The following is a 23,363-nucleotide window of genomic DNA, read 5'->3' as shown; positions in this document are numbered from 1 at the left end:
TTTATTGATTGGTCGGCTGGTTCATGGTCCAGATGTTGATGTTGTCGTTGAGCGTGGAATAGTCGCCGTCCTCACCCGCGCTGATGAGGTCGAACGGCTGGCCGTTCTGGCCCGGCACAGCGTAGTAGAAGGGGTTGTCCCAACCATCCAGGGACACGCTCTCGATGAAGTTGGGCGACAGGTCGGCCAACTGGGACGGGTACTGGTTGTTGACGCCCTGGTACTCAAGGATGGCGCGCTTGATGGTGGTCATGCTCGCCTCGGTGCCTGTGGTCCGGCCGCGCAAGAGCGCGGGTGCGAACGCGACTGCGGCCACGCCCATAAGCACGCCGATGATGAGGATCACCAGCGTGAGCTCGAGCAGCGAGAAGCCGCGTCGGGCCTTGCGTTGGTGCGTATACGTGTTGTTGTTCATGGCTATTTCCTCGTACTCTCTCGCGTGCATCACCCAGATGCGCGGTTGTTGCTTCGTCGTCGGTCGTGGCCGAATTTCCGTGGTTAGAAGTCCATATTGGCCGTTGCCGTGAACAGTGGCAGCATGATCGCCAGCACCATCGACCCGATCATCAGGAACATGAAGATGATCAGCCCCGGTTCGAGTACGGCAAGAGCGCGTGTGCTGCGGCGGGAGACCTCTTCGGCCATGTCGTCGGCCAGGCCGTCGAACGCGTCTTCGAGGTCGCCCGAACGCTCTGCGGCGATGAGCAGCTTGCGCACGGGCAGCGGCAACGCGGTCACGTCTTCGATCAGCCGTGCGAGTTGGCCGCCCTCGACCAGCTTTCGCTGGAGGGTTTGCAGTTCCTTGCGTAATTTCGCGTGGCTGACCGTGCGGTAGCTCACCACCAGCGCGTCGGCCAGCGTGACACCCGACCGCGTCATGGCGGCCATGACCGAGAAGAAGCGGGTGGTTTCCTGGGCCAGCACCAGCTCGCGCATGCCCGGCAGGCGGCGGACCACGTTCCAGATGATCGCGATGACGGCCTTGCGCAGGATGATCGCGACGACGAGCAACGCCAGCACGATCAGGAAGAACACGCCCAGGTTGTTTCGGATGGTCTGGCCGGCGGTCATGAGCGCGACGGTAAACCAGGGCAGTTCGCTCCCCATGCTCGACAGGCTCTTGCCGATCATGGGCACGATGAATGTCAGCATGCCCCATCCGGCCAGGACGCTCACGCCCAGCACGATGATGGGGTAGAACATGAGCGTGATGGCCTGGCTGCGGACCTTGACCTGCCGCTCGGCGGTCTTTGCGATCTGCGCACAGGCACCGCCGAGGTCGCCGGTGCGTTCGGCCGCGCGATACACGGCCGAGGTGACCGGATCGACGATGCCCACGCGGGCGCAGGCGTCGGCGAACATGGCCCCGCCGGCCACCTGGGCCCGGACACGGCGGATGCGGTCCTTATGGGCGGCGTCGACCGCCGAGGCGGTGACTTCCAGGGCCTCCACCAGCGGCACGCCTCGCGAGACGAGCTGGCCCAGCACGGCGTTGAACTGGGCCTGGTCCTTCAGGCCCATCTGCCCCGTGCTGCCCAGCCAGCCCGGCAGGCGTCGCGACCAGACAAGGACTCGCCGCTCGCGGCCCAGGACGGATGCCAAGGCCCGCTCGCTGGCGGCGCTGCGGACACCGAGACGCTTGCCGCCCTTGGGGCCCGACGCCAGGAAGAGGTATGGGTTTGGTCCTTTGGCTGCTCTGGACATTCGTATTCCGTTCGTTCCCCTGATCGACCAACGCGGGGGCATGACGACAGCCCCAGCCGGTATCGGGCGACCTCCACAAGAGTCTAGTGCGTTCTGGCCACACCGCAAGCCCTGGGCGCGAGAGCGCCGGCTGATTGCGCGAGGCCATGGTCTTTGGTGTCAGATTCCCCCCGGTTTAAGGGCAGCCGGGGGAGAACCTCGATTCTCGATCCACCCACCGGGATGCCTGGAATCGGGGCGTCCGTCAGGAAGGCGTGCCGGGTCGTGGTCCGGTTGTCTGGCTTGGCATGCCTTTGAGGGATGCGGAGATGGCCGCCTCGTGCAGGGGGACGCTGGCCTCGTCCATCGCCTGCTTGGCTTTGGCGAAGGCCTCGGGGTCGACCGATCGCCAGTCTTCCTTTGCCTTGGTGGCCATGTCCCGGACCGTTTCGACCGAGGTGCGGATCTGGTCGCGCAGGTCGGCTGGGAGTTGGTCGGCCACGCGGTCCATGGCTTCGGTAATCCACTTGGTGTCGAGGCTGGCGTGGGCGACGAGGTCCACGATGCGGTGGCGGGTCATGTCGTCGCGGGCGTGCTCGATGGCGGATGCCTCGATGGCGTCGACCTCGTCCTTGGTCAGGCCGTGGTTGGGGATGACCTGGAGTGTGGCCGTCTGGCCCGAGCGTTTCTCGACGGCCGAGACGTTCAGCACGCCGTTGGCGTCGACGAGGAACTCGACTTCCAGTTGCGGCACTCCCGCGGGCATCGGCGGGATGCCGCGCAGGTGGAAGGTGCCCAGCTCGCGGCAGTCCTCGGCCATCTCGCGCTCGCCCTGGAGGACCTTGAGTTCGATGGCGGTCTGGTTGTCGACGCTGGTGGAGAAGGTCTCCTTGGCGCGCGCGGGGACGGTGGCGCCGGCGACGACGAGCTTGGCGACCGCGCCGCCCACCGTTTCGATGCCCAGGCTCAACGGGATAGCGTCGAGCAGCAGGCTGTTGCGGCTGCGGCCGGCGAGGGTGGACGCCTGGACGGCAGCACCGAGAGCAACAACACGATCGGGGTCGAGGGCGGTGTAGGGGTCGAGATTGAAGAACTCAGCAACGGCGTGGCGCACGGCGGGCACGCGGGTAGAGCCGCCGACGAGGACGACGGCGTCGATGGCGTCGCCGCCGGGCTGCTTGGCGGCGGCGCGTTTGGCGCGATCGCAGGCGGCGATGGAGCGGTCGATCCAGGGTTTTACCAGGGCCTCGAACTCTTCGCGCGTGATCGTGCGGTCGTAGGTGCGGCCCTCGCCCAGGTCGATGGAGATGGCGGCTGTGGGCTCGTCGCTGAGGCGGTGTTTGACGTTCTGAGCGAAGGTGAGCAGGGCGCGGCGGGTTTGGGGCGGGAGCGTACCAAGGGCGTCGGCGAGTTGGTCGGGCAGGCCGAGATTGAACCGCTCGTTCGCCTCGGTCAGGAACATCGCGACGAGGGCGTGGTCGGCGTCGTCTCCACCGAGGCGGGTGTCCCCGTCGGTGGCCAGGACCTGGAAGATGGCGGGTGTTTCCGGGTTTGGGCCGGGCGTGATCCTCAAGATCGAGATGTCGAAGGTGCCCCCGCCCAGGTCGTAGACGGCCACGGTCGTGGGCTCGGCCTTGGCGCGTTGGGCAGAGCCCAGGCCGTAGGCGAGGGCGGCCGCCGTTGGCTCGCTGACGATACGGACGACCTGGAGCCCCGCGAGGCGGCCGGCGTCGCGGGTGGCCTGGCGCTGGGCGTCGTCGAAGTAGGCGGGGACGGTGACGACGGCCTTGTGGACGGGCGTGCCGAGGGCCTGCTCGGCCTTGTCCTTGATGGCTCTCAGGATCTGGGCGGAGACTTCCTGGGGGGTGAGCAACGTCGCCGAGCCATCGGGGGTCGGGATGGCGACGGCGGCCATGTCGCGCGGGCCCTGGACGATGCTGTAGGGCAGGTACGGCGCATCGCCCGCCGCGTCGGCCAGGCCGCGGCCCATCAGCCGCTTGACGCTGGCGATCGTGGTCAGCGGGAACTCGACGGCCCGCTCGCGGGCGTCCAGGCCGACGATGGTGGCCAGCGTGCCATCGGGCCGGGGCTCGTAGCGGACGACGCTGGGGACCAGCCCCGAGCCCTGGGCGTTGTCGCCCAGGATGCGCGGGCCCGCGTCGCCGGCGTAGGCGGCCAGGGAATTCGTTGTGCCCAGGTCGATGCCGATGACCGGAGAGATGGTGTCGGGAGTGTTCGAGTCGTGCTGGGGCATTGGGAGAGGTTAGGGGTTGGCTCACGCTCCTTGGGGCCGGGCCGGGAACGTCCTCTACTCGCAGCCCGCGTCGAAGGCGTCCTGGAAGGCGAGGAAATCGAAGAGTGTGAAGTCGCCGTCACCGTCGAAGTCGGCGATGGGATCCATCGCGTCAAAGCGATTCTGGAAGGCGAGGAAGTCGAAGAGCGTGAGCGTGCCGTCGCCGTCGAGATTGGCCGGGCAGGCCTCCAGCCGCCGGCCCTCGGCCACGATGACCCAGTTGCACTCGCCAACAAAACCACAATCGGCATAGATCGGCTCGGGGAAGCCGCACCCATCGGTGGCAATATAGCTGCGACCGGTGATGCCCAGGAAGTTGCCGCCGATGAAGAACTGGTCGCCGAACAGCCCCCCCGCCAGGACGGCGAAATCCTGGACGGACACCTCGACCATCAGCGCCGTGCCCGCCTCGACGGTGGCGTCCACGGCCACCGCGACGATCTCGAGCCGGGGCAGGTCGGGCGGGCGGAACGTCACGACCGTCGAGCCGATGCGGTCGGCGCCCGAGACCGGCGGGCTGCCCGCGGGGAGCTGGTACAGGTTGATGGTGACGTCGATCGCGTCCAGGGCTTCGAGCGCCACGAACTCCACGCCGAACTCGACGGTGTGGACGGCCAGGCCCGTATCGACGCCGAAGTCGGCCAGCGTGAAGGACTTGGACCAGCGGTTGTCGGTGGTGGTCTGCTGGCCGCCTTCAATGTAATAGCACGCGACACCACCGCCCGCGTGGACCACGTCCTCCACGCTGTGCGACAGCCGCACCTGGGCCCGCGCGGCGGCGGGAGCGAGGCCGAGGGCGGCGGCGGCGAGCAGAACGAGCGTGGCGGCGGGCGTGGGCATGGTGGGTGCCTCCTGCGGCCAGCATACCGGAAACCTGGCGGCAATGCAAGGGGGTCTGGTGGGCGCGGGCCGACGTTCGGGCCGCCCGCCGCGTGGGTGCCCGTCCCACCGCGTCGGGAACGCTTCCGAGCGCGTCGGGCGGGCCTGCCATCGCGTCAGGGGGGCCGCCCATCGCGTCGGCCGGCCCTTCCATCGCGTCCGCAAGGCCCGCCACCGCGTCGGGAACCCCTCCCACCGCGTCGGGAACCCTTCCCACCGCGTCAGGAACGCCTCCCATCGCGGTCGGAAGCCTTCCCGCATCGCGTTTTCGGACGGCGGGCGTGGGTTGGGGCGGCCCGGGCGTGGTTTTTTGGAGGAACGTAAGTTTCTGCCTGGACAAAACTTATAAAAATGTTCCGAAACCATTCGAATTGGACAAAAGCCGCCCCGGCGGCCCGTCGATCAACCGGTTGGGTCGGGCGGGTGCCCGGCCGATGGAAAACCGGGGCGGTGCGGCCAAGGCCGGGTTGCCCACGCAGAACAGGAGCCCGACCATGGGACGCAATCTGCCCTCCGACCGGGGGGACGCACTGGACTGGATCACCGACCGCCTCAGCCTCTGGACCGACAACGCCGCGGCCATCGGCGTGCAGGCCGCCGACGTGGCGGCCGTGGCGAGCGCGACGAATACGGCCTCCAACGCACGCTCGGCCGCTGGCGCGGCGCGCGCGGCGAGTAAGAACGCGACGCTGGACTACTACGACAAGGCCCTGCTCGCCATCGACGGCGCGCGGGATCTTATCTTACAAATCAAGGCCTTCGCCGCCAGCAGCGACGACCCCCAGGTGTACGTGCTCAGCGGCATCAGCCCGGCGGACAGCCCGAGCGAGACGCCCGCGCCCGATGCCCCCGGCGACGTGCGCACGACGCTGCAGCCCGGCGGCAGCCTGGAGCTGCGCTGGAAGGGCAAGGGGCCGCAGGGGACGTTCTACATCGTCACGCGGCAGCTCACCGGCGAGAGCGGCTTCACGACGATCGCCACCGTGACCGACAAGGTTTTTACCGACAGCACGCTGCCCTTCGGCACCGACCAGGTGCTCTACCAGATCAAGGCCCAGCAGACCGACAAGGTCGCCGAGGGGCCGATCGTGACGGTGCGCCTGGGCGTGGGAAATGGGCAACTGGGCGTCGCGGCGGCGTAGGGGATCGGGCGTTGGCAATCGGGAGTTGGCAACCGGCAATCGGGGGGGAGGCCCCCGATTGCCGGTTGTCTATGGGCCGGCCACCGGCGGCGGCGTCCGCCACGCCAACGCCTGTAGGCGCTCGACCAGGGCGCGGGCGTCGATGGCGGCGGGCGTGGCGCCGGTAAGGGAGACGGCGAACCGGCGGGCGCCGTTGTGGTCGTGGATGTCGATGAGGGCGACGCTGCGGTTGGTCCGTGGGGGGGGGGGCGACCAGTCCTCGGTGGGGCGGATGGCCTCGGGGTTGCCCGGGTCGGCCAGGGTGGTCGGGCCGATGAGGCGCCAGAGGCGATCGACCTCCGAGGGCGGCAGGCGGCGGAGGATGGGCGGGTAGCCGGGCATCGGGGGCATGGGCTGGCCGTCGGTCCTGGCCTGCCCCGCCCCGACGCGGAGCGTCCCGTCGGGCTCGAGGAGGTAGACGCCGGGGGTGAAGCGGGCGGCGGCGGAGGCGCTCCACACGTAGACCTCGGCCCGGACGCTCAGGCCGGCGGGGGCGGCGGTGGAGGCCGTGGGCTCGACGGTGCGCTGGGGGCGGCCCGAGCCGCAGGCGGTGAGAAAGGCGAGAAGGGTCAGCAAGAGGGCCCGATGGAGCATGGCGGAGCGTACGCGGGCGGGGGAATGGTGGGCGTGGGGGTTGGGGCCATACCCTTGGCCCCTATGGACGCAAGCCTCACATGGCTCGCCTCCCTTCTCGACAGAGGTATGGGGGGTGAGGGTGCCGATTCGCCTTTGACGGTCGAGGAGGTGGACGCCGCGCTGACGGCGGCTGGCTTCCCGTTGGACGGCATCGAGCCCAAGGGGGCCGACGCGCTGCTGGACGTCGAGGTGACGAGCAACCGGGGGGACTGCCTGAGCCACCTGGGGCTGGCGCGCGAGATCGCGGCGATGACCGGGCGGGTGGTGACGCCGCGTGAGATCGGCGAGGTCGCCCGGGGGCCGGCGGTTGGCGAGCACCTGAAGCTGGAGAACCGGTGCAGCGGCGGGGATCGGCCGGCGTGCCCAACCTTTACGGCCCACGTCATCCTGGGGGCGACCATCGGCCCGAGCCCGGCGTGGCTGCGGGAGTTGCTCGAGAGCGTGGGGCAGCGGTCGATCAACAGCGCGGTGGACGTGACGAACTGGCTGAACCTGGAGCACGGCAACCCGAGCCACGTGTTCGACCTGGACACGCTGGAAGGCCGGACGCTGGTCATCCGCGAGGCGTCCGAGGGCGAGCCGCTGGCGACGCTGGATGGGGTCTCTCGGAAGCTGAAGTCGGGCGAGATCGTGGTGGCCGATGGGGCGAAGGCGACCTCGCTGGCGGGCGTGATTGGCGGAGCCAACTCTCAAGTGAACGAGGGCACGACGAACATCGTGCTGGAGGTCGCCACCTGGGACCCCGAGCGCGTGCGGCAGGCCAGCCGGGGGCACGCGGTGCGGACGGACGCGAGCCACCGGTTCGAGCGGGTGGTCGATGCGCGGACGTGTCTGCCGGCGGCGGAGGTGGCAGCGCGGTTGATCGCGGAGTTGACGGGCGGCACGCTGTGCGAGGGGGCGCTCGTTGAGGGCGCTCCGCTGCCCGAGGGCAAGGCGATCACGCTGCGGCCCCAGCGGTGCGCGAAGGTGCTGGGCATCGAGACGCCGGCGGACGAGATCGTGCGGCTGCTGCGTTCGGTGGACGTCGAGGTGCGCGTGCAGGACGACGCGTTGGCATGCACCCCCCCACCACAACGCTCGCACGATGTGACGCGTGAGGCCGATCTGATCGAAGAAGTGGCTCGACTGCGCGGGTTCGACGCGGTGCCGTTGGCGAGGCGGCTAGCGATCAAGGCGCAGCCGCCCCAGCCCGAGGAGCGAGCGATGGAGGGCATCGCCCGCGCGCTGACGGCCCTTGGGTTCTTCGAGACCGTGACCTTCAGCTTCACGAGCCCGGACAAGGCCACGCCGTTCTTACCAAAAAATGCTTCGCTGGTGAACGTCGACGACGATCGACGCGGGGCCGAGCCGACGCTGCGGCCCAGCGTGCTGCCGAGTTTGCTGACGTGCCGGCGGGTGAATCGCGATGCGCAGGTGCATCAGGACGGCGGCATCCGGCTGTTCGAGGTGTCGGCCACGTTCTGGTCGATGCGCGAGGGGACGAACGAGGAATCTCGGAAGATCGCGATGGTGGTTGATGCCGGGGGCGAGGGGCCCAAGGCGAAGGCCGAGGACGTGCAGCACGGGGTTCGCGTCGCGCGGGCGGGTATCGAGGCGATGGTGGCGTTGTGCTTTGGGCACGAGGCCAAGGTTCGCGTGGAGGCGGGCGGCGACCTGCCGGCGGCGATGGACTCGGCCAATGCCGGGCGGGTGTTCGTGGATGGTGCGGGTGGCTCGGTCGAGCTGGGCTACTTCGGATTGCCGACGAGCGAGACGCTGGCGTTGTTCGATCTTCAGCGGCCAGTGATTGTCGCGGAGTTGGAGTTGGAGCCGTTGCTCGAAGCGTACCCGCCGACACCGAAGGTGAGCGCGCTGCCGGCGTTCCCGGGGATCGAGCGGGATCTGTCGGTGGTGGTGGCGAGCGCGACACCGTGGGCGACGATCGAGAAGGCGGTCGAGGGGCTCGGGCTTGAACGCCTGCAGGGCGTGGCGTTCGTGGGCACCTACAGCGGCAAGCAGGTGGGTGAGGGCAAGAAGAGCGTCACGCTCCGGCTGGGCTTCCGCGATGCGGAGCGGACGCTGCGGCACGAGGAGGTCGACCCGCAGATGGAGCGGACGATCGCGGCGTTGCGTGACGCGGTGAGCGCGGAAGTGCGCTCGTAGTCAGTTCGCGACGATGTTCACGAGCCGGCCTGGGACGGCGATGACCTTGCGGACGGTCTTGCCCTCCAGCAGGGGCTTGATCTCCGGGTGGTCGAGCGCGATGGCCTCGAGCTTCTTCGCGTCGGCGTCGGCGGGCACCATGATGCGTGCCTTGACCTTGCCCAGCAACTGCACGGCGATCTCGACCTCGTCGTCGACGAGCTGGCTCTCGTCGTACTTGGGCCACACGCTGTTGTAGAGCGTCTGGACCTGCTGGCCGGCGTGGTCGACGCCGCCCAGGCGTTCGTGCAGCTCGTCGGCGGTGTGGGGCGCGAAGGGCGCGAGCATGGCGGCGACGCGGCGGGCCTGCTGCTGGGTGAAGACGCCCCCACTCGTGCCGGCCTTGCTCGTGCCGAGGTTCACCAGCTCGATCATCGCGGCGATGGCGGTGTTGAAGCTCAGGCGTTCGATATCGCCCTCGACCTTGGCGATGGTACGGTGGAGCTGCTTGTCGACCTCGGTGTCAGCCGAATCGGCGATGCGCGGCTGACCGGTTTCTTCGTCGATGATCAGACGCCACAGGCGTTGCAGGAAGCGGTGCAGGCCCATGATGTCGCGGGTGTTCCAGGGTTTGCTGGCTTCCAGCGGGCCCATGTACATCTCGTACAGGCGAAACGTGTCGGCCCCGTACTCAGCGATTATGTCGTCGGGGTTAACAACGTTCTTGAGAGCCTTGGACATCTTGGCAACAATCTGGACAACAGATTCACCAGTCGCGCTTTCGACATGCTTGGGTGCGTCTTCCGTACCGGTGTTCTCGACCTGGTCGATGGGCACCAAGGTTTTGTCCTTGCGCTGATACGCGAAGGACGTGATCATGCCCTGGTGGTAGAGCTTGCGGAACGGCTCGGGCGAGTCGACGTGGCCCAGGTCGTACAGCACCATGTGCCAGAACCGGGCGTAGAGCAGGTGCAGCACGGCGTGCTCGGAGCCGCCGATGTACAAATCAACACCACGCTCGCCCAACCAGTAGGCCTGGGCTTGCTTGGACACCAGCGCGTCGTCGTTGTGCGGGTCGGCGTAGCGCAGGTAGTACCAGCAGCTTCCGGCCCAGCCGGGCATGGTGTTGGTCTCGCGATAGACAATCGTGTCGGAATCGAGGGCCGAGCAGCCGGCGTCACCCGCGGTGGTGCGGACCCAGTCGGCCGCCTTGGCCAGTAGGGGCTGGGGTGTCTCGCTCTCGGCGGGCTCGTAGTCGGCGATGTCGGGCAGCTTGACGGGCAGCGCGTCGGCGTCGACGGGGTAGTGGTCGCCGTCCTCGGTGAAGACGATGGGGAAGGGCTCGCCCCAGTAGCGCTGGCGGCTGAACAGCCAGTCGCGCAGCTTGAAGTTCGTGCGGCGGCGGCCGATGCCGGTCTGGTCGAGCCAGTTGGTGATGGTCGCCTTGGCCTTGCCCGTGGGCATGCCGTCGAGTGAGACCGTGGACCCCTCGACGGTTGCCGTGGAGTTGGCAGCATAGCCGTTGCCGTCGTAGGGCTGGCCCTGGCTGGCGTAGTACCCGCCATTGGCGAAGGTCTCACGCAGCTTGTCGAAGCTCTGGCCGAAGAGGCTCTCGAGCGTATCCATCCATTGGTGCCGCACGGCCCCGCGCCATCGTTCGGTATCGGCGAGGTCTGCCGGGCTTGCTTCGACGAGTTGCTTGCGTTCGATTGGCACGGGCTGATCGCCCCGTCGATTCATGCGCACATGGGAGAGGGCGTGACCAAAGTCCTTTGGGGTAAGGTCGTTGCTGGTGACATAGCCCAGCATGTCCGCCAGGGTCGAAAGCCAATATGCGTCGCCCGTTTCGGCCGGAGCGGCGTGAGTGACGTAATAGGCCATCGCCGAGATAGCTACCGGGTACACCACGTCGCGGATGGTCAGCCCGAACTTCTCGGCAAACGCGAAGTCGCGCTCGTCGTGGGCGGGGACGGCCATGATCGCGCCGTAGCCGTAACCCATCAGGACGTAGTCGGCGACGTAGACCGGGACGCGGTCGCCGGTTACAGGATTGATGGCGTGCAGGCCGGTGAAGACGCCGGTCTTGTCCTTGGCGGCCTGGCGATCAACGTCGGCAGTGTTACGGGCCTTCTGGGCGTAAGCACGGAGCTCATCTGTTGGTGTTTCGGGGCGGGGCGTGCGGAGCACGGCATCGACCACCGGGTGCTCGGGGGCGATGACCATGAAGGTCGCGCCGAAGATAGTGTCGGGCCTGGTTGTAAAGACGCGCATGGCCGGCGGCAGGTCGGCGTCGATGTCGGGATCGTCCGTGTCGATATCGAGAGCGAAGTCGACCTCGGCACCCTCGCTCTTGCCGATCCAGTGGCGCTGCTTGCTGCGGGTATCGTCGGGCCAATCGACGGTATCGAGGCCTTCGAGCAGGCGGTCGGCGTACGACGTGATGCGCAGCATCCACTGCTTGAGTGGCTTGCGGTAGACCGGGTGGCTGCCACGCTCGCTGCGGCCGTCGATGACCTCCTCGTTGGCCAGCACGGTGCCCAGCTTGGGGCACCAGTTGACGGTCTGCTCTCCGACGTAGGCCAGGCGCTGGTCGTCGATGGCGGCGCGTTGGTCTTGGGGGCTCAGCTCGTGCCAGCGGCGCTGGGTGCCGGGCTCGCCGCCGATGGCCATGAGCGTCTTGCTCGTGCGGCCGACGTGCATGAGCGAGCCATCGCCGGCGATGCGCAGGTCGCCGTTTTCCAACTCACTGCGTAATTCGGCGATGGGCCGGGCCTTCTTTAGCCAGGGGTCGAACCACGAGTTGTAGAGCTTCAGGAAGATCCACTGCGTCCAGCGGTAGAAATCTTCGTCGATGGTCGCGACCTCGCGCGACCAGTCGTAGGCGAAGCCGAAGCGTTGGAGCTGGCGGCGGAACGTGTCGATCGTGCCGCGGGTGAATCGGGCGGGGTGCTCGCCCGTATTGATGGCGTGCTGCTCGGCGGGCAATCCAAAGGCGTCCCAACCCATGACGTGCAGGACGTTGTGACCAGCCATCTTCTTGTAGCGGCCCAGGATGTCGGTGGCGGTATAGCCCTCGGGGTGGCCCACGTGCAGACCCGCTCCCGAAGGGTAGGGGAACATGTCGAGCACGTAGTACTTGGGCTTGGAGGCATCGAAGCCGCGCTCGCCCGGATTGGGGCGATGGTGGACGCCCCCGTCGAGCCAGAGCTTCTGCCACTTGGGCTCGATGGCGTTGGCCAGGCCCGCGTTGTAGCGGTGGGCGGGCGTGGTAGAGCTCGGTGCAGGATTAGGGGACGCGGTCTCGGTCATGGGTGGCCTCTTTCGGGCCGGGATGGTAGGGAGGCGACGGGCGTGAGCGGCCCGAATTAGAAGCGGAACTGGAGGCCCGCGTGGAGGCCCTGGTAGGAGCCCGCCCACTCGAACTCGTTCACGCCGCTGCCCTCATTGAGGCGGAAGATGGTGCTGCGATAGCCGATCTGGACGCCGAAATAGTCAACCGGCCGCCACTGGAATCCGACGCCGATGTCCCAACTGAAGGCCTGTGTGTCGAAAGGCCAGGCTCCGAAGTTGGTGTACAGATCGACGGTGATGTCCTCGTAGATGTTGAAAGCCGCCTTGAAGCCCGCGTGGGGCTCGAAGAAGGTGCGATCGTCGGTAAAGGTCGCCCCGCCGGTGTCGAGGTTGGCCACCTCGAACTCGAAGTCATAAATGCGTAGACCCACCTCGGCGTCGAGGCGGAAGCGGACCTTGTGGCCGTGGCGGTCGGTGATCGGGCTGATGGGCGTGTCGAGGATCGTCCGGGCGAGGCGGAAGTCGAGCTGGGCGTAGGTGTGCGAGACGCTCGACCGCTGGCCATCGGCGATGAAGACCCGGCCGAGTTGGAAGTCCTCCTCGGCCGTCGCGACGCGATCATTGATGTCGTAGAACAGGCCAATCGCGTTGATGCGCCACTCGTCCTTACGCAGGCTGATATCGAACCCCGGCATCAGTCGTGGGCCGTTGACGTCGAGGTCTTCGAGGTCGACCAGCGAGCCTCGTGCCGAGCCGCCGGGCAAGCGGATCTCGCCGGCCGGGGCGGTGTAGCGGGCCATGACCTCGACCTGCACGTGCCAGTTGGTACGGTGGTCGCGGCGTTGCTGGGGGCCTTCTTCGGTTTGGGTGGCTTGGAGATCCTGGAACGCGAGCGACCCGTGGACGAACCGGAGCGGGGGCTGCTGCTGGGCTTGGGCGGGCAGTCCAGCGAGCACCACGGTCGCACTCAGGATGATGGTTCGGAGTTGCCAGATCACGCCGGCTCCTTGGCGTTGGTGGTTGCCTCTGGGTCGGATCGCCCAAGCCGCAGGGTACCATCTCCTCGGACAGCCCGCAGCCTTGCCTGTCGAGCGCCGCCGAAACACCATGAGCACCCGACCACCGGACCAACCCCAGCCCGACCACTCCGGCGACGCCGCCGGCGAGGTGGTCCTGGCGCCCGGAGCGAGCGTGCCCGAGTCGGCCTTGCGGTTCCGCCAGAGCCCGGCCTCGGGCCCCGGCGGGCAGAACGTCAACCGGAGGCACACCCGGGCGGAACTCCGGGTTGGGCTGCTGGACATCCGGATGCCCGTCCGGGCCCGCAAGCGGCTGCGGGAACTGGGCGGCGAGCGGATGACCGCCGACGGCGTTCTGATCATGGTGTGCGAACGGACGCGGTCGGCCAGGCGGAACCAAGAGGAGGTTCTCGATCGGCTGAAGGAGTTGGTCCGCCAGGCGATGGTCGAGCCCAAGCGGCGGATCCCGACGAGGCCGTCCCGGCGATCGAACGAGCGGCGGCTGGAGGCCAAGCGGCGGACCGGCCAGCGGAAACGCCGTCGCGGCGGGCCCGACCCCGAGGGGTGATCTACCCTCGCCCGTGCTGACCCTGGCCATTGAAGCAACTAACCCGAACGTGCCCTCGCCGGGCGTGCTGTTGGCGCGTACTGGCGACGATGCTTCCCCAGGGAAGGCTGTTGTGCTGGCTACACGGTCCTTGCGACAGCAGGGGCGGCACGATGACCTCCTGCTCCCGGCGATCGCCGAACTGTTTGAGGAGGTAGGTGCCAAGCCTTCCGAACTGGACGAGGTGCTGGTTTCGATCGGACCCGGCGGATTTACCGCCACGCGGCTGGTGTGCGTGGCCGCGGCGGTGCTGGCCGAGGTGAGCGGCGCGAGCGTGCTGGCCGTGCCCACGGTCAATGTTGCGATTGAGACTGCGTTGCAAGTTCGCGATATTCGTGGCGGGGTGGTTGTGGCGATGGCATGCAAACTAGATTCGGCCTATGTTGCGAGGTTCGATACCACGCGGTTGGAGTTTTCCGCACCAGGCCGTTCTATCGGTCCAAGAGATTTCGACGCGCTGTTGTTACCGGGCGACGTGCTCATCCACGAGGGGCACGTGCCCGAGCAGATGCTCGAAGTCGCATCGAAACGAGGCGCTGAGTGCTTCCCGATGAAACTTACAGCAGAGGGACTTTTAGCGTACCGATCGGCGGCCGAAGCTGTTCCTGTCGAAGCGTTACGCCCGATCTACCCGCGCGAACCCGACGCGGTGACGCAGTGGCGCCGCCGATATGGCAAGGCTCCAGGCGACGATTCGTAGGTTCTGGGCTTGTAATTCGGACCGTCCGGATCGGACTTATATGTGGATTGCCGGGATCCCATGCGTACACGGGTCGTATTGCTGTGAAGTTGGGCAAAGTGTGCGTCGATAGGCAACTCGACCGGTCATAGGTGCGGTCGGGAGAATTACTGTGGCATCCCAAGAACAACAGCCAGACTGGACCGATAAAAAGGTCTTTACCACCGGCGAGGCCGCCTCGGTCTGTCGCGTGAGCCAGCAGACGATCATCCGTTGCTTCGATAACGGGCGTTTGCAGGGCTTCCGCGTTCCGGGCTCGAAGTTCCGGAGGATTCCAAGAGACGAACTGCTGCGTTTCATGCGCGAGAACAACATTCCCACCGACGCGCTGGAGGGATCGCGCCGGCGGGTGCTCATCGTGGACGACGATCCGCAGATCGTGGATTTGCTGCAGGAGATGCTGCGCCGCGATACCCGCTTCGAGATCGAAACGGCCTCGAACGGGTATGACGCTGGGCTGTTGACCGAACGCTTCCGCCCGCACCTGATCGTGCTGGACTACATGCTACCCGACCTCAACGGCGACGTGGTGTGCGAGCGCGTGCGCGAGAATCCCAACACGCAGGACACCAAGATCCTGTTCGTGTCGGGCGTGATCGAACGGGACCGCATCGATCGATTGCTTCGCGCGGGTGGCAACGCCTTCCTCAAGAAGCCTTTCACGGTCGGCGCATTGCTCGACGAGATCTCACGACTGCTGGACCTGAGCCCGGCCAAGCGATAATCGCGACAAGCGGGAGGTGTGGCATGAGCTCATCAGCCGGCAACTGTCCCGACCAGCGTGCGCAGCAGGTCGAGTTGGTGCTCCAACAGATCGACCACCTGCCAACGCTGTCGCCGGTTGCCCAGCGTGTCTTGCGCATGGGCAGCGCGGCCGAAACCGAACTCGAGGACATCGTGCGGATCATCCAGAGCGATCCGGCTCTGACCGGGCGTGTGCTCTCGATGTGCCAGCGGGCCGAGCACGGGCTGGGCGATCGCGTGACCACGGTGGAGCGGGCGGTCGTCATGCTGGGATTCGAGGCCGTACGGGCCGCGATCCTGAGCGTTGCCGTGTACGACACGATGGCCGGGCACACGGCACAATTGGAGGAGCGCGAGGGCGCGGAGGGGTTCCGGCACGAGGCGTTCTGGCGGCATTGCGTGTCCACCGCGTGCGCCGCGGACGAGATCGCCCGGGCGCACAAAGAACTCCGGGTATCGCCCGACGAGGCGTTCGTCTCGGGGCTGTTGCACGACTTAGGCAAGCTGGCGCTCGACCTGGTCCTCCCCCGCACGTATGGCAAGGTGATGCAGTTAGCAGAAGACCGCGGGTTGACGGCCGCCGCCGCGGCGCAACGCATCATCGGCATCGACCACCATACCGCGGGCAAGCGGCTGGCCGAGCACTGGGACCTGCCGCTGACGATCCAAGACTCGATGTGGCTCAATGGACAGCCGCCCGAGGGCATGGCCGAGCTACGCAACAAGTCGCTCGTGGGTGTCGTGAGCGCGGGGCACAAACTCGCGCGGGCGCTGCACCTTGGGTGGTGCGGAGAGTGCGACCCACTGCCGGATATTGCACGAACGGCCAAGCAGTACGGCCTCAACGCGGACAAGATGCAACACATCGGCATCGGGCTGCACGAGGTCGTGTCGCAGCGGTGTACGGACCTTGGGCTCGATACCCCGCACAGCCCGGTGATGCTGCTGGATTCGATCTCGCAGGCCAACGCCTGGCTGGGGCGGGCCCACGGCCGGCTCGAGAAACAGGCCGAGGTAGCCTGGCGGTGCGAGGGCACGCTGAAAGCGGTTGCCACATTCCACGCAGATCCCGGCAGCGGCCGGGGTCTGGTGAGCGCGATCGGGGCCGCGGGACGTTCGGCGGCATCGGCATTCTCAGCCGGGCGGCTGGCGGTGCTGATGAAGCAGAACGCGGGCGATCCGTGGCGGCTGAGCTGGCTCTCGCCGGGTGGAGAGACCGTGAACGCGGCGACGCTGACCGAGCCCGAGGGGACCGATCGTGTCAGCCGCGCTCTTGCTGAGATAGTCCACGGCCTGGATGCTCCGCTCTCGCTCACCCCGCTGGAAGGCTGGCTCGGGAGCACGGTGACTGAGAAGCTCGGCAGTGCCGAGTCGGTCCGCGTCGTGCCGCTCACACCGGGGCGGATCGATGATGCGCCCGCCGTCGCGTTGCTGCACAACGGCGATGATGCCCACGACAATCTCGGAGCGCTCATTGGCGCGTGGGCCTCGGCCGTGGCCGCGGCGGCCCGGCATGACTCGGCGCGTCGGCTCGGTGAACGGCTCGCCGAGGCGAATCGTGCGCTCAGTGCCGCACAAGACAGGCTGGCCGAATCCGATGCGATGGTTCGGCTGGGTCAGATGGCCGCAGGCGCGGCCCACGAGATGAACAACCCGCTGACGGTCATCAGTGGTCGCGCACAACTGCTGCTCGATGGTGCTGCCGAGGAATCGGCACGCAGCGCAGCAGGGGCGATCGTCGAATCATCGCATCGGCTGTCAGACCTGATCACGGCGTTGCATGTGTTCGCCGACCCACCCACGCCCGAGGCCGAGACGGTGCGGATCGAGACTCTGATCCGTGGCGTAGGACAAGCAATTCGAGACCGGCTGTGCTCGGGTGTTGACCTGGCAACGGCGCTCTCGGGTGCCCCCAATGAGGCCAGGATCGACGGCGGGCTCGTCTCGCGCATCCTGGTAGAGCTAGTGAGCAATGCCGTAGAAACCGGCTCGCCGGTGACGGTGGGCGTACGGGTTGACGCGCTCGACGATTGCTTGGTCTTCGAAGTCATCGATCGCGGGCCCGGATTGAGTGATCGGGCGCTGCGGCACGCGTTCGATCCGTTCTATTCGGAGAAGCCCGCCGGCCGGCAGCCGGGGCTTGGGTTGACCCGTGCGCGGCGGCTGGCCGAGCTCCTCGGTGGGACGCTGTCGCTGGCCAACGCCCGGGATATCGGGGCCGTGGCAACGCTTTCGATTCCGGTGTGGCGAGTAGCTAACTCGATGCCTGCCAGCGACTTGTCGATCAGCCAGCATCCCGAGGCCGTTGGCTGAGGTCCGGTGGGTTGAATTACGACTGGATTGGCCTTGGAAACACGCCGATCGAAGGGCCAGCAGAGGACCGAGCCCCCGGATGGGCCGAGCGAATTCACCAAGTGCACGGAGAGCACTTCTCATGGCCCACCCCACACCCGATCCCAAAAAGAAGCGCCGTTCGACCGCCACCGGTATGTCCGGCCCATCGGCCTCGGTCGAGGGTCGGGGCGTGGTCGTCATCGCCGACCAGCGCGACGTGGGCCGGCTGCTGTCAAGCCAAGCCAAAGCGGCGCTGGGCGCGGCCCCAGCCGTGCTGACGTTCGACGAGGCCGACGATCTGTTTGCGTTGCGTCCTGACTTGGTGCTCGTGGCCGCCGACGACGACAACATGCGATGGCGTTCGCTCGCTCGCGAGTTCGAGGGCGAGTTTCGGATGGTGCTGGCGAGCTTCACTCCCACGATCGAGGATGCCGCAGAAGCGATGCGGCTTGGCATGGCCGACCTGCTCATGCTCGACCGCACCAAGCGCGAGATCTCACAACGCATCGGTGCAATGGCCGGTGAGGCCCGCCGCAAGCGTGCCGGCGAAACGCCTCAACCGCTGGCCCTCGTGCCAACCAAGGCGGATGTGACGGCTGACAACGACGTCGATCTAGTGACCGTTCGCGCCGAATTCGGCGTGCTGGCCCGGCTCGAACTGGATGTCGAGAGCCTGCTGCGGACCACCCTCGAATACGTGCTGCACAAGATCGGCCCGACCAACGCGGCGGTGTTTCTGCCAACGGCCGGAGAGGACTTCACCCTTGGGGCGTACGTGAATTACGACTGCCCGAAGGACTGCGTCGACCTGCTGCTGGACCATGTCGCGGCTTCGGTTGCCCCGGCCATCGAGGCCGACCCGAGCATGCGGCTGCACCGCGGCGAGGACGCGCTGGACGAACTCATGGGCGACCACGCGGCCTGGCTGACCGGCTGCGAGGCGGTGACCTTCGCAGCCGAGCACGACGGGGAGATGCTCGCCGCCGTGGCGTTGTTCCGCGATGATCGGGATCCGTTTGATGCTCGGACGCTAAAGCGGCTGGGGGCGATCGGGGAGATCCTGGCCCAGCAGTTGGCCCGGATCATCCGGGTGCACCACCGCCACCTGCCCATGGACCAGTGGGACGGGCCCGAAGAGCAGAGCGAGGATCCACCGATGGCCGCGTGATTCGGCTCCGCCGGGCCGTTTACGGCGGTAGACTTGTCCATTGGAGGACCGACCCGGACATGACCGTCCAGCTTGACCACGAATCTCCTGCGGGCAACGACGAACCCGAGCCGGCGAGTAGTGCCGAGGAGCCCCCTGAACGCGCGAGCGAAGCCGGGGGTTTGGTTGTTGATCTCACCCTCAGTCGCGAAGCCTCGGCCGCTATCGATGGCTCGGCCGAGGCGTGGCTCGTTGAGAACGCCCGCCGGGCAAGCGAGCACCTTAATCTTGAGGGTGAGTTGCGCGTCCGGGTCGTGTGCGATACCGAGATGGCGAAGGCCCACGAGAAACACCTGGGCGAGCCGGACACGACCGACGTGATGACCTTTGATCTTGCCGACGGGGCCGCAGTTCGCGGGGCACCCGTGGACGCCGATCTGCTGGTGTGCGTTGATGAAGCCGCCCGCAAGGCGAGCGAGCACGGCTATTCGGTCGAGCGTGAGTTGCTGCTCTACGTCGTGCATGGGCTGCTGCACTGCCTGGGCCACGACGACTATGACGAGAATTCGTACCAGCGCATGCACGCCCTTGAAGACGAACTCCTCGAAGCGATTGGCGTCGGGGCGACCTTCTCCCCGGATCCCAACTCGCGGGGAGCCTCGGCATGACCGCGATGGTGTGGTTCTGGATTGCTGTTGTCTCGGCGATCGTTGGATGCGTTTTCGCCGTACTACACCAGACGCTGCGGCACGCCCACCGCGTGGCGGGTGAGGATTGGCTTCGAAGCATCGCCGACGATGCCAAGCGGGATCGCATCCGCTCGATCCTGGACACGGCCGACGTGTCGGCCGGCGCGATCGCGCTGCCGCGTATCGCCTTTAGCCTATTGGTGCCCGTGGCGGTGGTTCTGCTTCTGGCGATCGTGCTGAACGAGCCCGACGCCAGTGGCGGTATCGACGTGAGCTGGGTCTCGCTAGTGCTGGGTGTGGCGATCGCCGCCCCGATCCTCTGGTTGACCAACATGGCCCTGCCAGCGGCAATCGCGCGACACGCCTGGGGTCCGACGCTGCGGTGTTTCGCACCCCTGATCCGGGGATTGATGATCCCGCTGAAGCCGTTCGCCGGGCTGTACCTGTTCTTCGATGAGGTTGTGCGCCGGCTGGCCGGCGCTGATGGCGACGAGGGAGATCGGGCCGAGGCGGAGATCCTGAGCGCGGTCGAGCAGGCCGAGCGCTTCGGAGGCGTCGACGAGACCGAGCGCGACATGATCGAGGCGGTGGTCGAGTTCCGCTCGACGAGCGTGGACGAGATCATGACACCGCGCACCACGATCGAGGCGCTGAGCTACACCGACGATCTGTCCCAGGTGAAGCAGTACGTGCGCGACAGCCACCACAGCCGCATACCGGTGTACCGCGAGAACCTCGACGAGATTACCGGCTTCCTGTACGCCAAGGACTTGCTCAAGTGGCTGGCCGAGCCCGACAACGGGCATGCCGAGCATTTCAATTTGCAGAGCATCCTCCGAACGGCCCTGTTCATCCCAGAGACCAAGACGGTGCGCGAATTGCTCCGTGAGATGATCCAGAGCCGCGTGCATATCGCGATGGTGGCCGACGAGTACGGCGGGACGGCCGGGCTGGTGACCATCGAGGACATCGTCGAGGAGGTCTTCGGCGAGATCCACGACGAGTACGAGGACGCGCCCGAGGACGAGCCCGAGGTCAAGCTCGACCTTGAGAAACGCAACGCCGAGATCGACGCCCAGATGCACATCGACGACGCGAATGACGCGCTACGGCCGCTGAACGTTGAGCTGCCCGAAGAAGACGACTACGACACCGTGGGCGGCTACGTCTCGACCCGGCTGGGCCGGATCCCGGACATCGGCGACGAGTGGGTTGAGGGCGACATCCGCTTGATCGTGACCAGCGCCGAGCAGACGCGCGTGCGGCGGGTGCGGCTCGAGCTCGTCAGCGAGCCTGCAACGCTGGGCTCGAATAACACCGATGGGCAGAGTGCCATCTAGGCCTTGACTCTGGCCGCCCGCGGCGCTTTGCTGGGCCATGCGCATCATCGGCGGGCAATACAAGCGGACCATCCTGACAGGCCCCCCGGACGCCAAGACGACGCGGCCGCTGCCCGATCGGGTGCGCGAGTCGATCTTCAACATGCTCCAGGGGCACCTGGTCGAGGGCCCCACCGTCATGGACGTGTTCGCCGGCACGGGCTCGTTCGGGCTCGAAGCCATCAGCCGCGGCGCGACGCGAGCGGTGTTCGTCGAGCGTGATCGGAAGATCCGCGAGATCCTCCGGGACAACATCGCCAAGCTTGACGCGACGGCCGCGAGCGAGATCGTCGAGGGCGATGCGCTCGGGCCGCTGGCGTTCGCTCGATGCCCGAGCCCGGTGACCATCGTCATGATGGACCCGCCCTACCCGCTGGCCCGCGACCCGCAGAGCTGGCAGCGCGTGCTGGCGCAGGCGGGCAGGCTCGTGCAGAAGCTCACCGACGACGGCTACCTGCTGCTGCGCACGCCGTGGCCCTTCCTGCAGATGCCAAAGACCGAAGAACCCGAGCCGGAACCGCGATACAAGAAGCATCGCAAGCCGCGTGAGGAAGTCGTATCACTGAGCCTCGACGACGGTTCGCTCGACACTCAGGACATCGACGAGATCGAGGCGATGTTCGAGGCCATTGCGGCGGGTGAGGCGATCGAGGACGAAGAACCCAAGTTCATCGAGGGGCCGCTGGAGATCGAGGGGGCGGTCGGGCCGGAGACGCACGAGTATGGGTCGACGGCGGTGCATTGGTATCAAAGAGTAGCCAGATGAACTCCAACATTCATTGAACAACCGCTAGTGAGCAATCTTCATCACCCAGTGAACAGCGTAGTTCGCCGGGCGTGTTTCTTTCTTGGCCTCGTCCTCGTCATCCATGTTGGTTTTAAATACCTTCAAACTAGCAATGACAGGTGGAGTCTTACTGTTGTCTGATTTGCCACTTATCGGTTGAAAATGATGCCCATCCGTTTCCCACGCCGACAAGTCGAGTTCATGAACATGATTCTCCAGCGAGGCTGACTGGGATTCTCCGAGAACCCGTCGCTCGAGATCTACACGCCTCGTTTGATCCAGGCCCCGAAGAAAGTACCCTCGGAAATCAGGAAGCTTCAAGAACTCCGACTCTTCCGTCAAGCCATCCTCTTGATAGGGTTGAAGCACAAACCAGAGTTCCTTGGAATTCTTAACTGTGGATCCATCACACACTTGCCACCGCAGCTTCCACTCTTCGTCTTGTGGAATAGGACCTGGCCAAGCAACAACTGAACCAATGGGAATCACGTGCGCAAGATGAGTACCGCTTCCGGGTGCCTCATCGCTACCTGTACTTACGGCATGGTCGATCGAAAGCACTCTTTGAAATTGACTAAATTGTTCCGGCGTTAACTCCACATGGGAGCTGTGCGAATTCTTCCAGTTTTCTAAAATAGAGAGACGACTCTCTAATCCAAAGGTATACCTTGATAAGGAAACGATTGCTACCACAATCGCGATGATGCTTGCAACAACCCCAAAGACGCTAAGACCTCGTTGGCTTTCCATAAGTTTTCTCCGAACTCTCGTCGATTCCAGCCAGGAGAATTTGCTCGCTACCCCAGCGCCGCGGCACCCGACACGATCTCCGTCAGTTCGGTCGTGATCTGGGCCTGGCGCGCACGGTTGAACTTGCGCTTCAGGGCCTTGCCCATCTTGCCGGCGTTGTCCGTCGCCGACTTCATCGCCACCATGCGGGCGATGTTCTCGCTCACCACGGCGTCGTTGAAGGCCTGGAACAGCGTGGTCTTCACCGTCTCGGGCAGCAGCTCGGCCAGCAGGCCCTCGGCGTCGGGGCTGAACTCGTACTGGGCGGTCATCGCGCCGGCTTCCGCCTCGACGGCGGGCGGCTTGAGGGGCAGCAGCTGCACGCTCGCGGGGGTCTGCTTGGCCACGCTCTCGTACCGCATGTAGACGAGGTTGACGCCGGTGATGCGGCCGGCCTCGAACAGCTCGATGTAGTTCTGGGCGAGTTCCTGGACGTCCTCGAACTCGGGGCGGTCGCTGAACTGCGTGTGGTGCTTGGTCACCTGCACGCCGTTGAATTTCATGAAGGCCACGCCCTTCTTGCCCACGACCTCGACGGGGCCACCAATGGCAGCCTTGTCGGCCCGCAGCTTCTTGATGGCCGTGCGCAGGATCGAGCCGTTGTAGGGGCCGCACAGGCCGCGGTCGCTGGTGATGACCAGGGTCAGCGGCTTGGCGTCGTCCTTGAATCCGCCCTCGGGGCCCTCGATGAGCGGGTGGTTGACGTTGCCGGCGGTGGCGGCCAGCTCCTGGACCAGCTCGAAGATGCCCTCGGTGTACGGCTTGGTCGCCTCGGCCCGGCTCTGGCTCTTGGCGAACTTGCTGGTGGCGATCATCTGCATCGTGCGGGTGATCCGCTGGATGTTCTTGACCGCCTTGATGCGCTTCTTGATTTCACGGGTCTTGGCCATAGGCGGCAAGCATAGGTGCCTTCCAGGCGGGGTTCTTTGCCACGAAACGCTCGCGCCATGGCCCCCGACCGTGGGGCTTCCAGCCGGGCGGGCCTCCGGTCGGGTGCCTTCCAGGCAGGGTCCTTGGGGGCCCGGCTCGCCGTCCCGGCGGGCATGGG

General features: G+C 66.4%; 19 protein-coding genes and 1 pseudogene. 10 read left to right on the top strand and 10 right to left on the bottom strand.

Annotated features, from left to right (window positions below):
- Position 1: 1 nt before the first annotated feature.
- The 4 genes from NCW75_04560 to NCW75_04545 form a co-directional block, all read right to left on the bottom strand.
- On the bottom strand, positions 2-415 hold the full coding sequence (locus NCW75_04560) for a type II secretion system protein GspG (protein UYV13557.1): 414 nt from the start codon (positions 413-415) through the stop codon (positions 2-4).
- Between the two features lie 83 nt (positions 416-498).
- A complete protein-coding gene (locus tag NCW75_04555) occupies positions 499-1,704 on the bottom strand; it encodes a type II secretion system F family protein (GenBank protein UYV13556.1) in 1,206 nt (401 codons plus the stop codon).
- 244 nt (positions 1,705-1,948) lie between these two features.
- Positions 1,949-3,937, bottom strand: coding sequence for an Hsp70 family protein (locus NCW75_04550; protein ID UYV13555.1), 1,989 nt, complete (start codon positions 3,935-3,937; stop codon positions 1,949-1,951).
- 54 nt (positions 3,938-3,991) lie between these two features.
- Positions 3,992-4,816, bottom strand: a complete 825-nt coding sequence (locus tag NCW75_04545) for a hypothetical protein (GenBank protein UYV13554.1) — start codon at positions 4,814-4,816, stop codon at positions 3,992-3,994.
- A 533-nt stretch (positions 4,817-5,349) separates the two neighbouring features.
- On the opposite strand from NCW75_04545, the gene NCW75_04540 reads away from it, so the two are divergent.
- Positions 5,350-5,997, top strand: coding sequence for a hypothetical protein (locus NCW75_04540; GenBank protein UYV13553.1), 648 nt, complete (start codon positions 5,350-5,352; stop codon positions 5,995-5,997).
- A gap of 69 nt (positions 5,998-6,066) precedes the next feature.
- Here NCW75_04540 and NCW75_04535 read toward each other — a convergent pair whose 3' ends face one another.
- A complete protein-coding gene (locus NCW75_04535; protein UYV13552.1) occupies positions 6,067-6,630 on the bottom strand; it encodes a hypothetical protein in 564 nt (187 codons plus the stop codon).
- Positions 6,631-6,693: 63 nt separating this feature from the next.
- Here NCW75_04535 and pheT point away from each other — a divergent pair, with 63 nt between their 5' ends.
- Positions 6,694-8,814, top strand: coding sequence for a phenylalanine--tRNA ligase subunit beta (pheT, locus tag NCW75_04530; GenBank protein UYV13551.1), 2,121 nt, complete (start codon positions 6,694-6,696; stop codon positions 8,812-8,814).
- On the opposite strand, the gene NCW75_04525 is transcribed toward pheT, so the two are convergent.
- The 3 genes and pseudogenes from NCW75_04525 to NCW75_04515 form a co-directional block, all read right to left on the bottom strand.
- The gene (locus NCW75_04525; GenBank protein ID UYV14225.1) at positions 8,815-11,463 is read right to left on the bottom strand and encodes a leucine--tRNA ligase; all 2,649 of its coding nucleotides are present in this window, start codon (positions 11,461-11,463) and stop codon (positions 8,815-8,817) included.
- Between the two features lie 54 nt (positions 11,464-11,517).
- Positions 11,518-12,102: pseudogene (locus NCW75_04520) on the bottom strand (class I tRNA ligase family protein).
- A gap of 56 nt (positions 12,103-12,158) precedes the next feature.
- Positions 12,159-13,082: a hypothetical protein gene (locus tag NCW75_04515; protein ID UYV13550.1), complete on the bottom strand. Its 924-nt coding sequence runs from the start codon at positions 13,080-13,082 to the stop codon at positions 12,159-12,161.
- Positions 13,083-13,191: 109 nt separating this feature from the next.
- On the opposite strand from NCW75_04515, the gene arfB reads away from it, so the two are divergent.
- The 8 genes from arfB (at position 13,192) to NCW75_04475 (ending at position 21,505) form a co-directional block, all read left to right on the top strand.
- Positions 13,192-13,668, top strand: coding sequence for an aminoacyl-tRNA hydrolase (gene arfB / locus NCW75_04510; GenBank protein UYV13549.1), 477 nt, complete (start codon positions 13,192-13,194; stop codon positions 13,666-13,668).
- Positions 13,669-13,681: 13 nt separating this feature from the next.
- The gene (gene tsaB, locus NCW75_04505; GenBank protein UYV13548.1) at positions 13,682-14,407 is read left to right on the top strand and encodes a tRNA (adenosine(37)-N6)-threonylcarbamoyltransferase complex dimerization subunit type 1 TsaB; all 726 of its coding nucleotides are present in this window, start codon (positions 13,682-13,684) and stop codon (positions 14,405-14,407) included.
- A gap of 151 nt (positions 14,408-14,558) precedes the next feature.
- A complete protein-coding gene (locus NCW75_04500; protein UYV13547.1) occupies positions 14,559-15,170 on the top strand; it encodes a response regulator in 612 nt (203 codons plus the stop codon).
- A 23-nt stretch (positions 15,171-15,193) separates the two neighbouring features.
- Complete coding sequence (locus NCW75_04495) at positions 15,194-17,503, top strand: HDOD domain-containing protein (protein ID UYV13546.1); 2,310 nt, start codon at positions 15,194-15,196, stop codon at positions 17,501-17,503.
- A 121-nt stretch (positions 17,504-17,624) separates the two neighbouring features.
- Positions 17,625-18,692 (top strand): hypothetical protein, encoded by a 1,068-nt coding sequence (locus tag NCW75_04490; protein ID UYV13545.1) that lies wholly within the window; start codon positions 17,625-17,627, stop codon positions 18,690-18,692.
- Between the two features lie 59 nt (positions 18,693-18,751).
- Entirely contained in the window at positions 18,752-19,339 is a 588-nt protein-coding gene (gene ybeY, locus NCW75_04485) for an rRNA maturation RNase YbeY (GenBank protein UYV13544.1), read from the top strand.
- A complete protein-coding gene (locus tag NCW75_04480) occupies positions 19,336-20,700 on the top strand; it encodes a hemolysin family protein (protein ID UYV13543.1) in 1,365 nt (454 codons plus the stop codon). The genes ybeY and NCW75_04480 overlap by 4 nt, the downstream gene beginning before the upstream one ends.
- Before the next feature lie 37 nt (positions 20,701-20,737).
- On the top strand, positions 20,738-21,505 hold the full coding sequence (locus NCW75_04475) for an RsmD family RNA methyltransferase (GenBank protein UYV13542.1): 768 nt from the start codon (positions 20,738-20,740) through the stop codon (positions 21,503-21,505).
- A 24-nt stretch (positions 21,506-21,529) separates the two neighbouring features.
- Here the strand turns inward: NCW75_04475 and NCW75_04470 are convergent, their stop codons facing one another.
- Together NCW75_04470 and atpG are read right to left on the bottom strand one after the other, a co-directional pair.
- On the bottom strand, positions 21,530-22,276 hold the full coding sequence (locus NCW75_04470; GenBank protein UYV13541.1) for a hypothetical protein: 747 nt from the start codon (positions 22,274-22,276) through the stop codon (positions 21,530-21,532).
- A 47-nt stretch (positions 22,277-22,323) separates the two neighbouring features.
- Entirely contained in the window at positions 22,324-23,205 is an 882-nt protein-coding gene (atpG, locus tag NCW75_04465; GenBank protein ID UYV13540.1) for an ATP synthase F1 subunit gamma, read from the bottom strand.
- Between the last annotated feature and the right edge of the window lie 158 nt (positions 23,206-23,363).

It is taken from the genome of Phycisphaera sp. (assembly GCA_025916675.1).
Classification (GTDB): domain Bacteria; phylum Planctomycetota; class Phycisphaerae; order Phycisphaerales; family UBA1924; genus JAHCJI01.
The sequence above is the reverse complement of the archived record's forward strand: the minus strand, read 5'-3'. Positions and strand labels throughout refer to the sequence as shown.

What these genes read in the sequence shown, in the direction of transcription:
- NCW75_04560 (UYV13557.1), bottom strand. Translation starts at nt 415, where the DNA reads ATGAACAACAACACGTATACGCACCAACGCAAGGCCCGACGCGGCTTC.
- NCW75_04525 (UYV14225.1), bottom strand. Translation starts at nt 11,463, where the DNA reads ATGGCCATCGGCGGCGAGCCCGGCACCCAGCGCCGCTGGCACGAGCTG.
- atpG (UYV13540.1), bottom strand. Translation starts at nt 23,205, where the DNA reads ATGGCCAAGACCCGTGAAATCAAGAAGCGCATCAAGGCGGTCAAGAAC.
- NCW75_04535 (UYV13552.1), bottom strand. Translation starts at nt 6,630, where the DNA reads ATGCTCCATCGGGCCCTCTTGCTGACCCTTCTCGCCTTTCTCACCGCC.
- NCW75_04540 (UYV13553.1), top strand. Translation starts at nt 5,350, where the DNA reads ATGGGACGCAATCTGCCCTCCGACCGGGGGGACGCACTGGACTGGATC.
- NCW75_04545 (UYV13554.1), bottom strand. Translation starts at nt 4,816, where the DNA reads ATGCCCACGCCCGCCGCCACGCTCGTTCTGCTCGCCGCCGCCGCCCTC.
- NCW75_04475 (UYV13542.1), top strand. Translation starts at nt 20,738, where the DNA reads ATGCGCATCATCGGCGGGCAATACAAGCGGACCATCCTGACAGGCCCC.
- NCW75_04550 (UYV13555.1), bottom strand. Translation starts at nt 3,937, where the DNA reads ATGCCCCAGCACGACTCGAACACTCCCGACACCATCTCTCCGGTCATC.
- ybeY (UYV13544.1), top strand. Translation starts at nt 18,752, where the DNA reads ATGACCGTCCAGCTTGACCACGAATCTCCTGCGGGCAACGACGAACCC.
- arfB (UYV13549.1), top strand. Translation starts at nt 13,192, where the DNA reads ATGAGCACCCGACCACCGGACCAACCCCAGCCCGACCACTCCGGCGAC.
- pheT (UYV13551.1), top strand. Translation starts at nt 6,694, where the DNA reads ATGGACGCAAGCCTCACATGGCTCGCCTCCCTTCTCGACAGAGGTATG.
- NCW75_04555 (UYV13556.1), bottom strand. Translation starts at nt 1,704, where the DNA reads ATGTCCAGAGCAGCCAAAGGACCAAACCCATACCTCTTCCTGGCGTCG.
- NCW75_04495 (UYV13546.1), top strand. Translation starts at nt 15,194, where the DNA reads ATGAGCTCATCAGCCGGCAACTGTCCCGACCAGCGTGCGCAGCAGGTC.
- NCW75_04490 (UYV13545.1), top strand. Translation starts at nt 17,625, where the DNA reads ATGGCCCACCCCACACCCGATCCCAAAAAGAAGCGCCGTTCGACCGCC.
- NCW75_04470 (UYV13541.1), bottom strand. Translation starts at nt 22,276, where the DNA reads ATGGAAAGCCAACGAGGTCTTAGCGTCTTTGGGGTTGTTGCAAGCATC.
- NCW75_04480 (UYV13543.1), top strand. Translation starts at nt 19,336, where the DNA reads ATGACCGCGATGGTGTGGTTCTGGATTGCTGTTGTCTCGGCGATCGTT.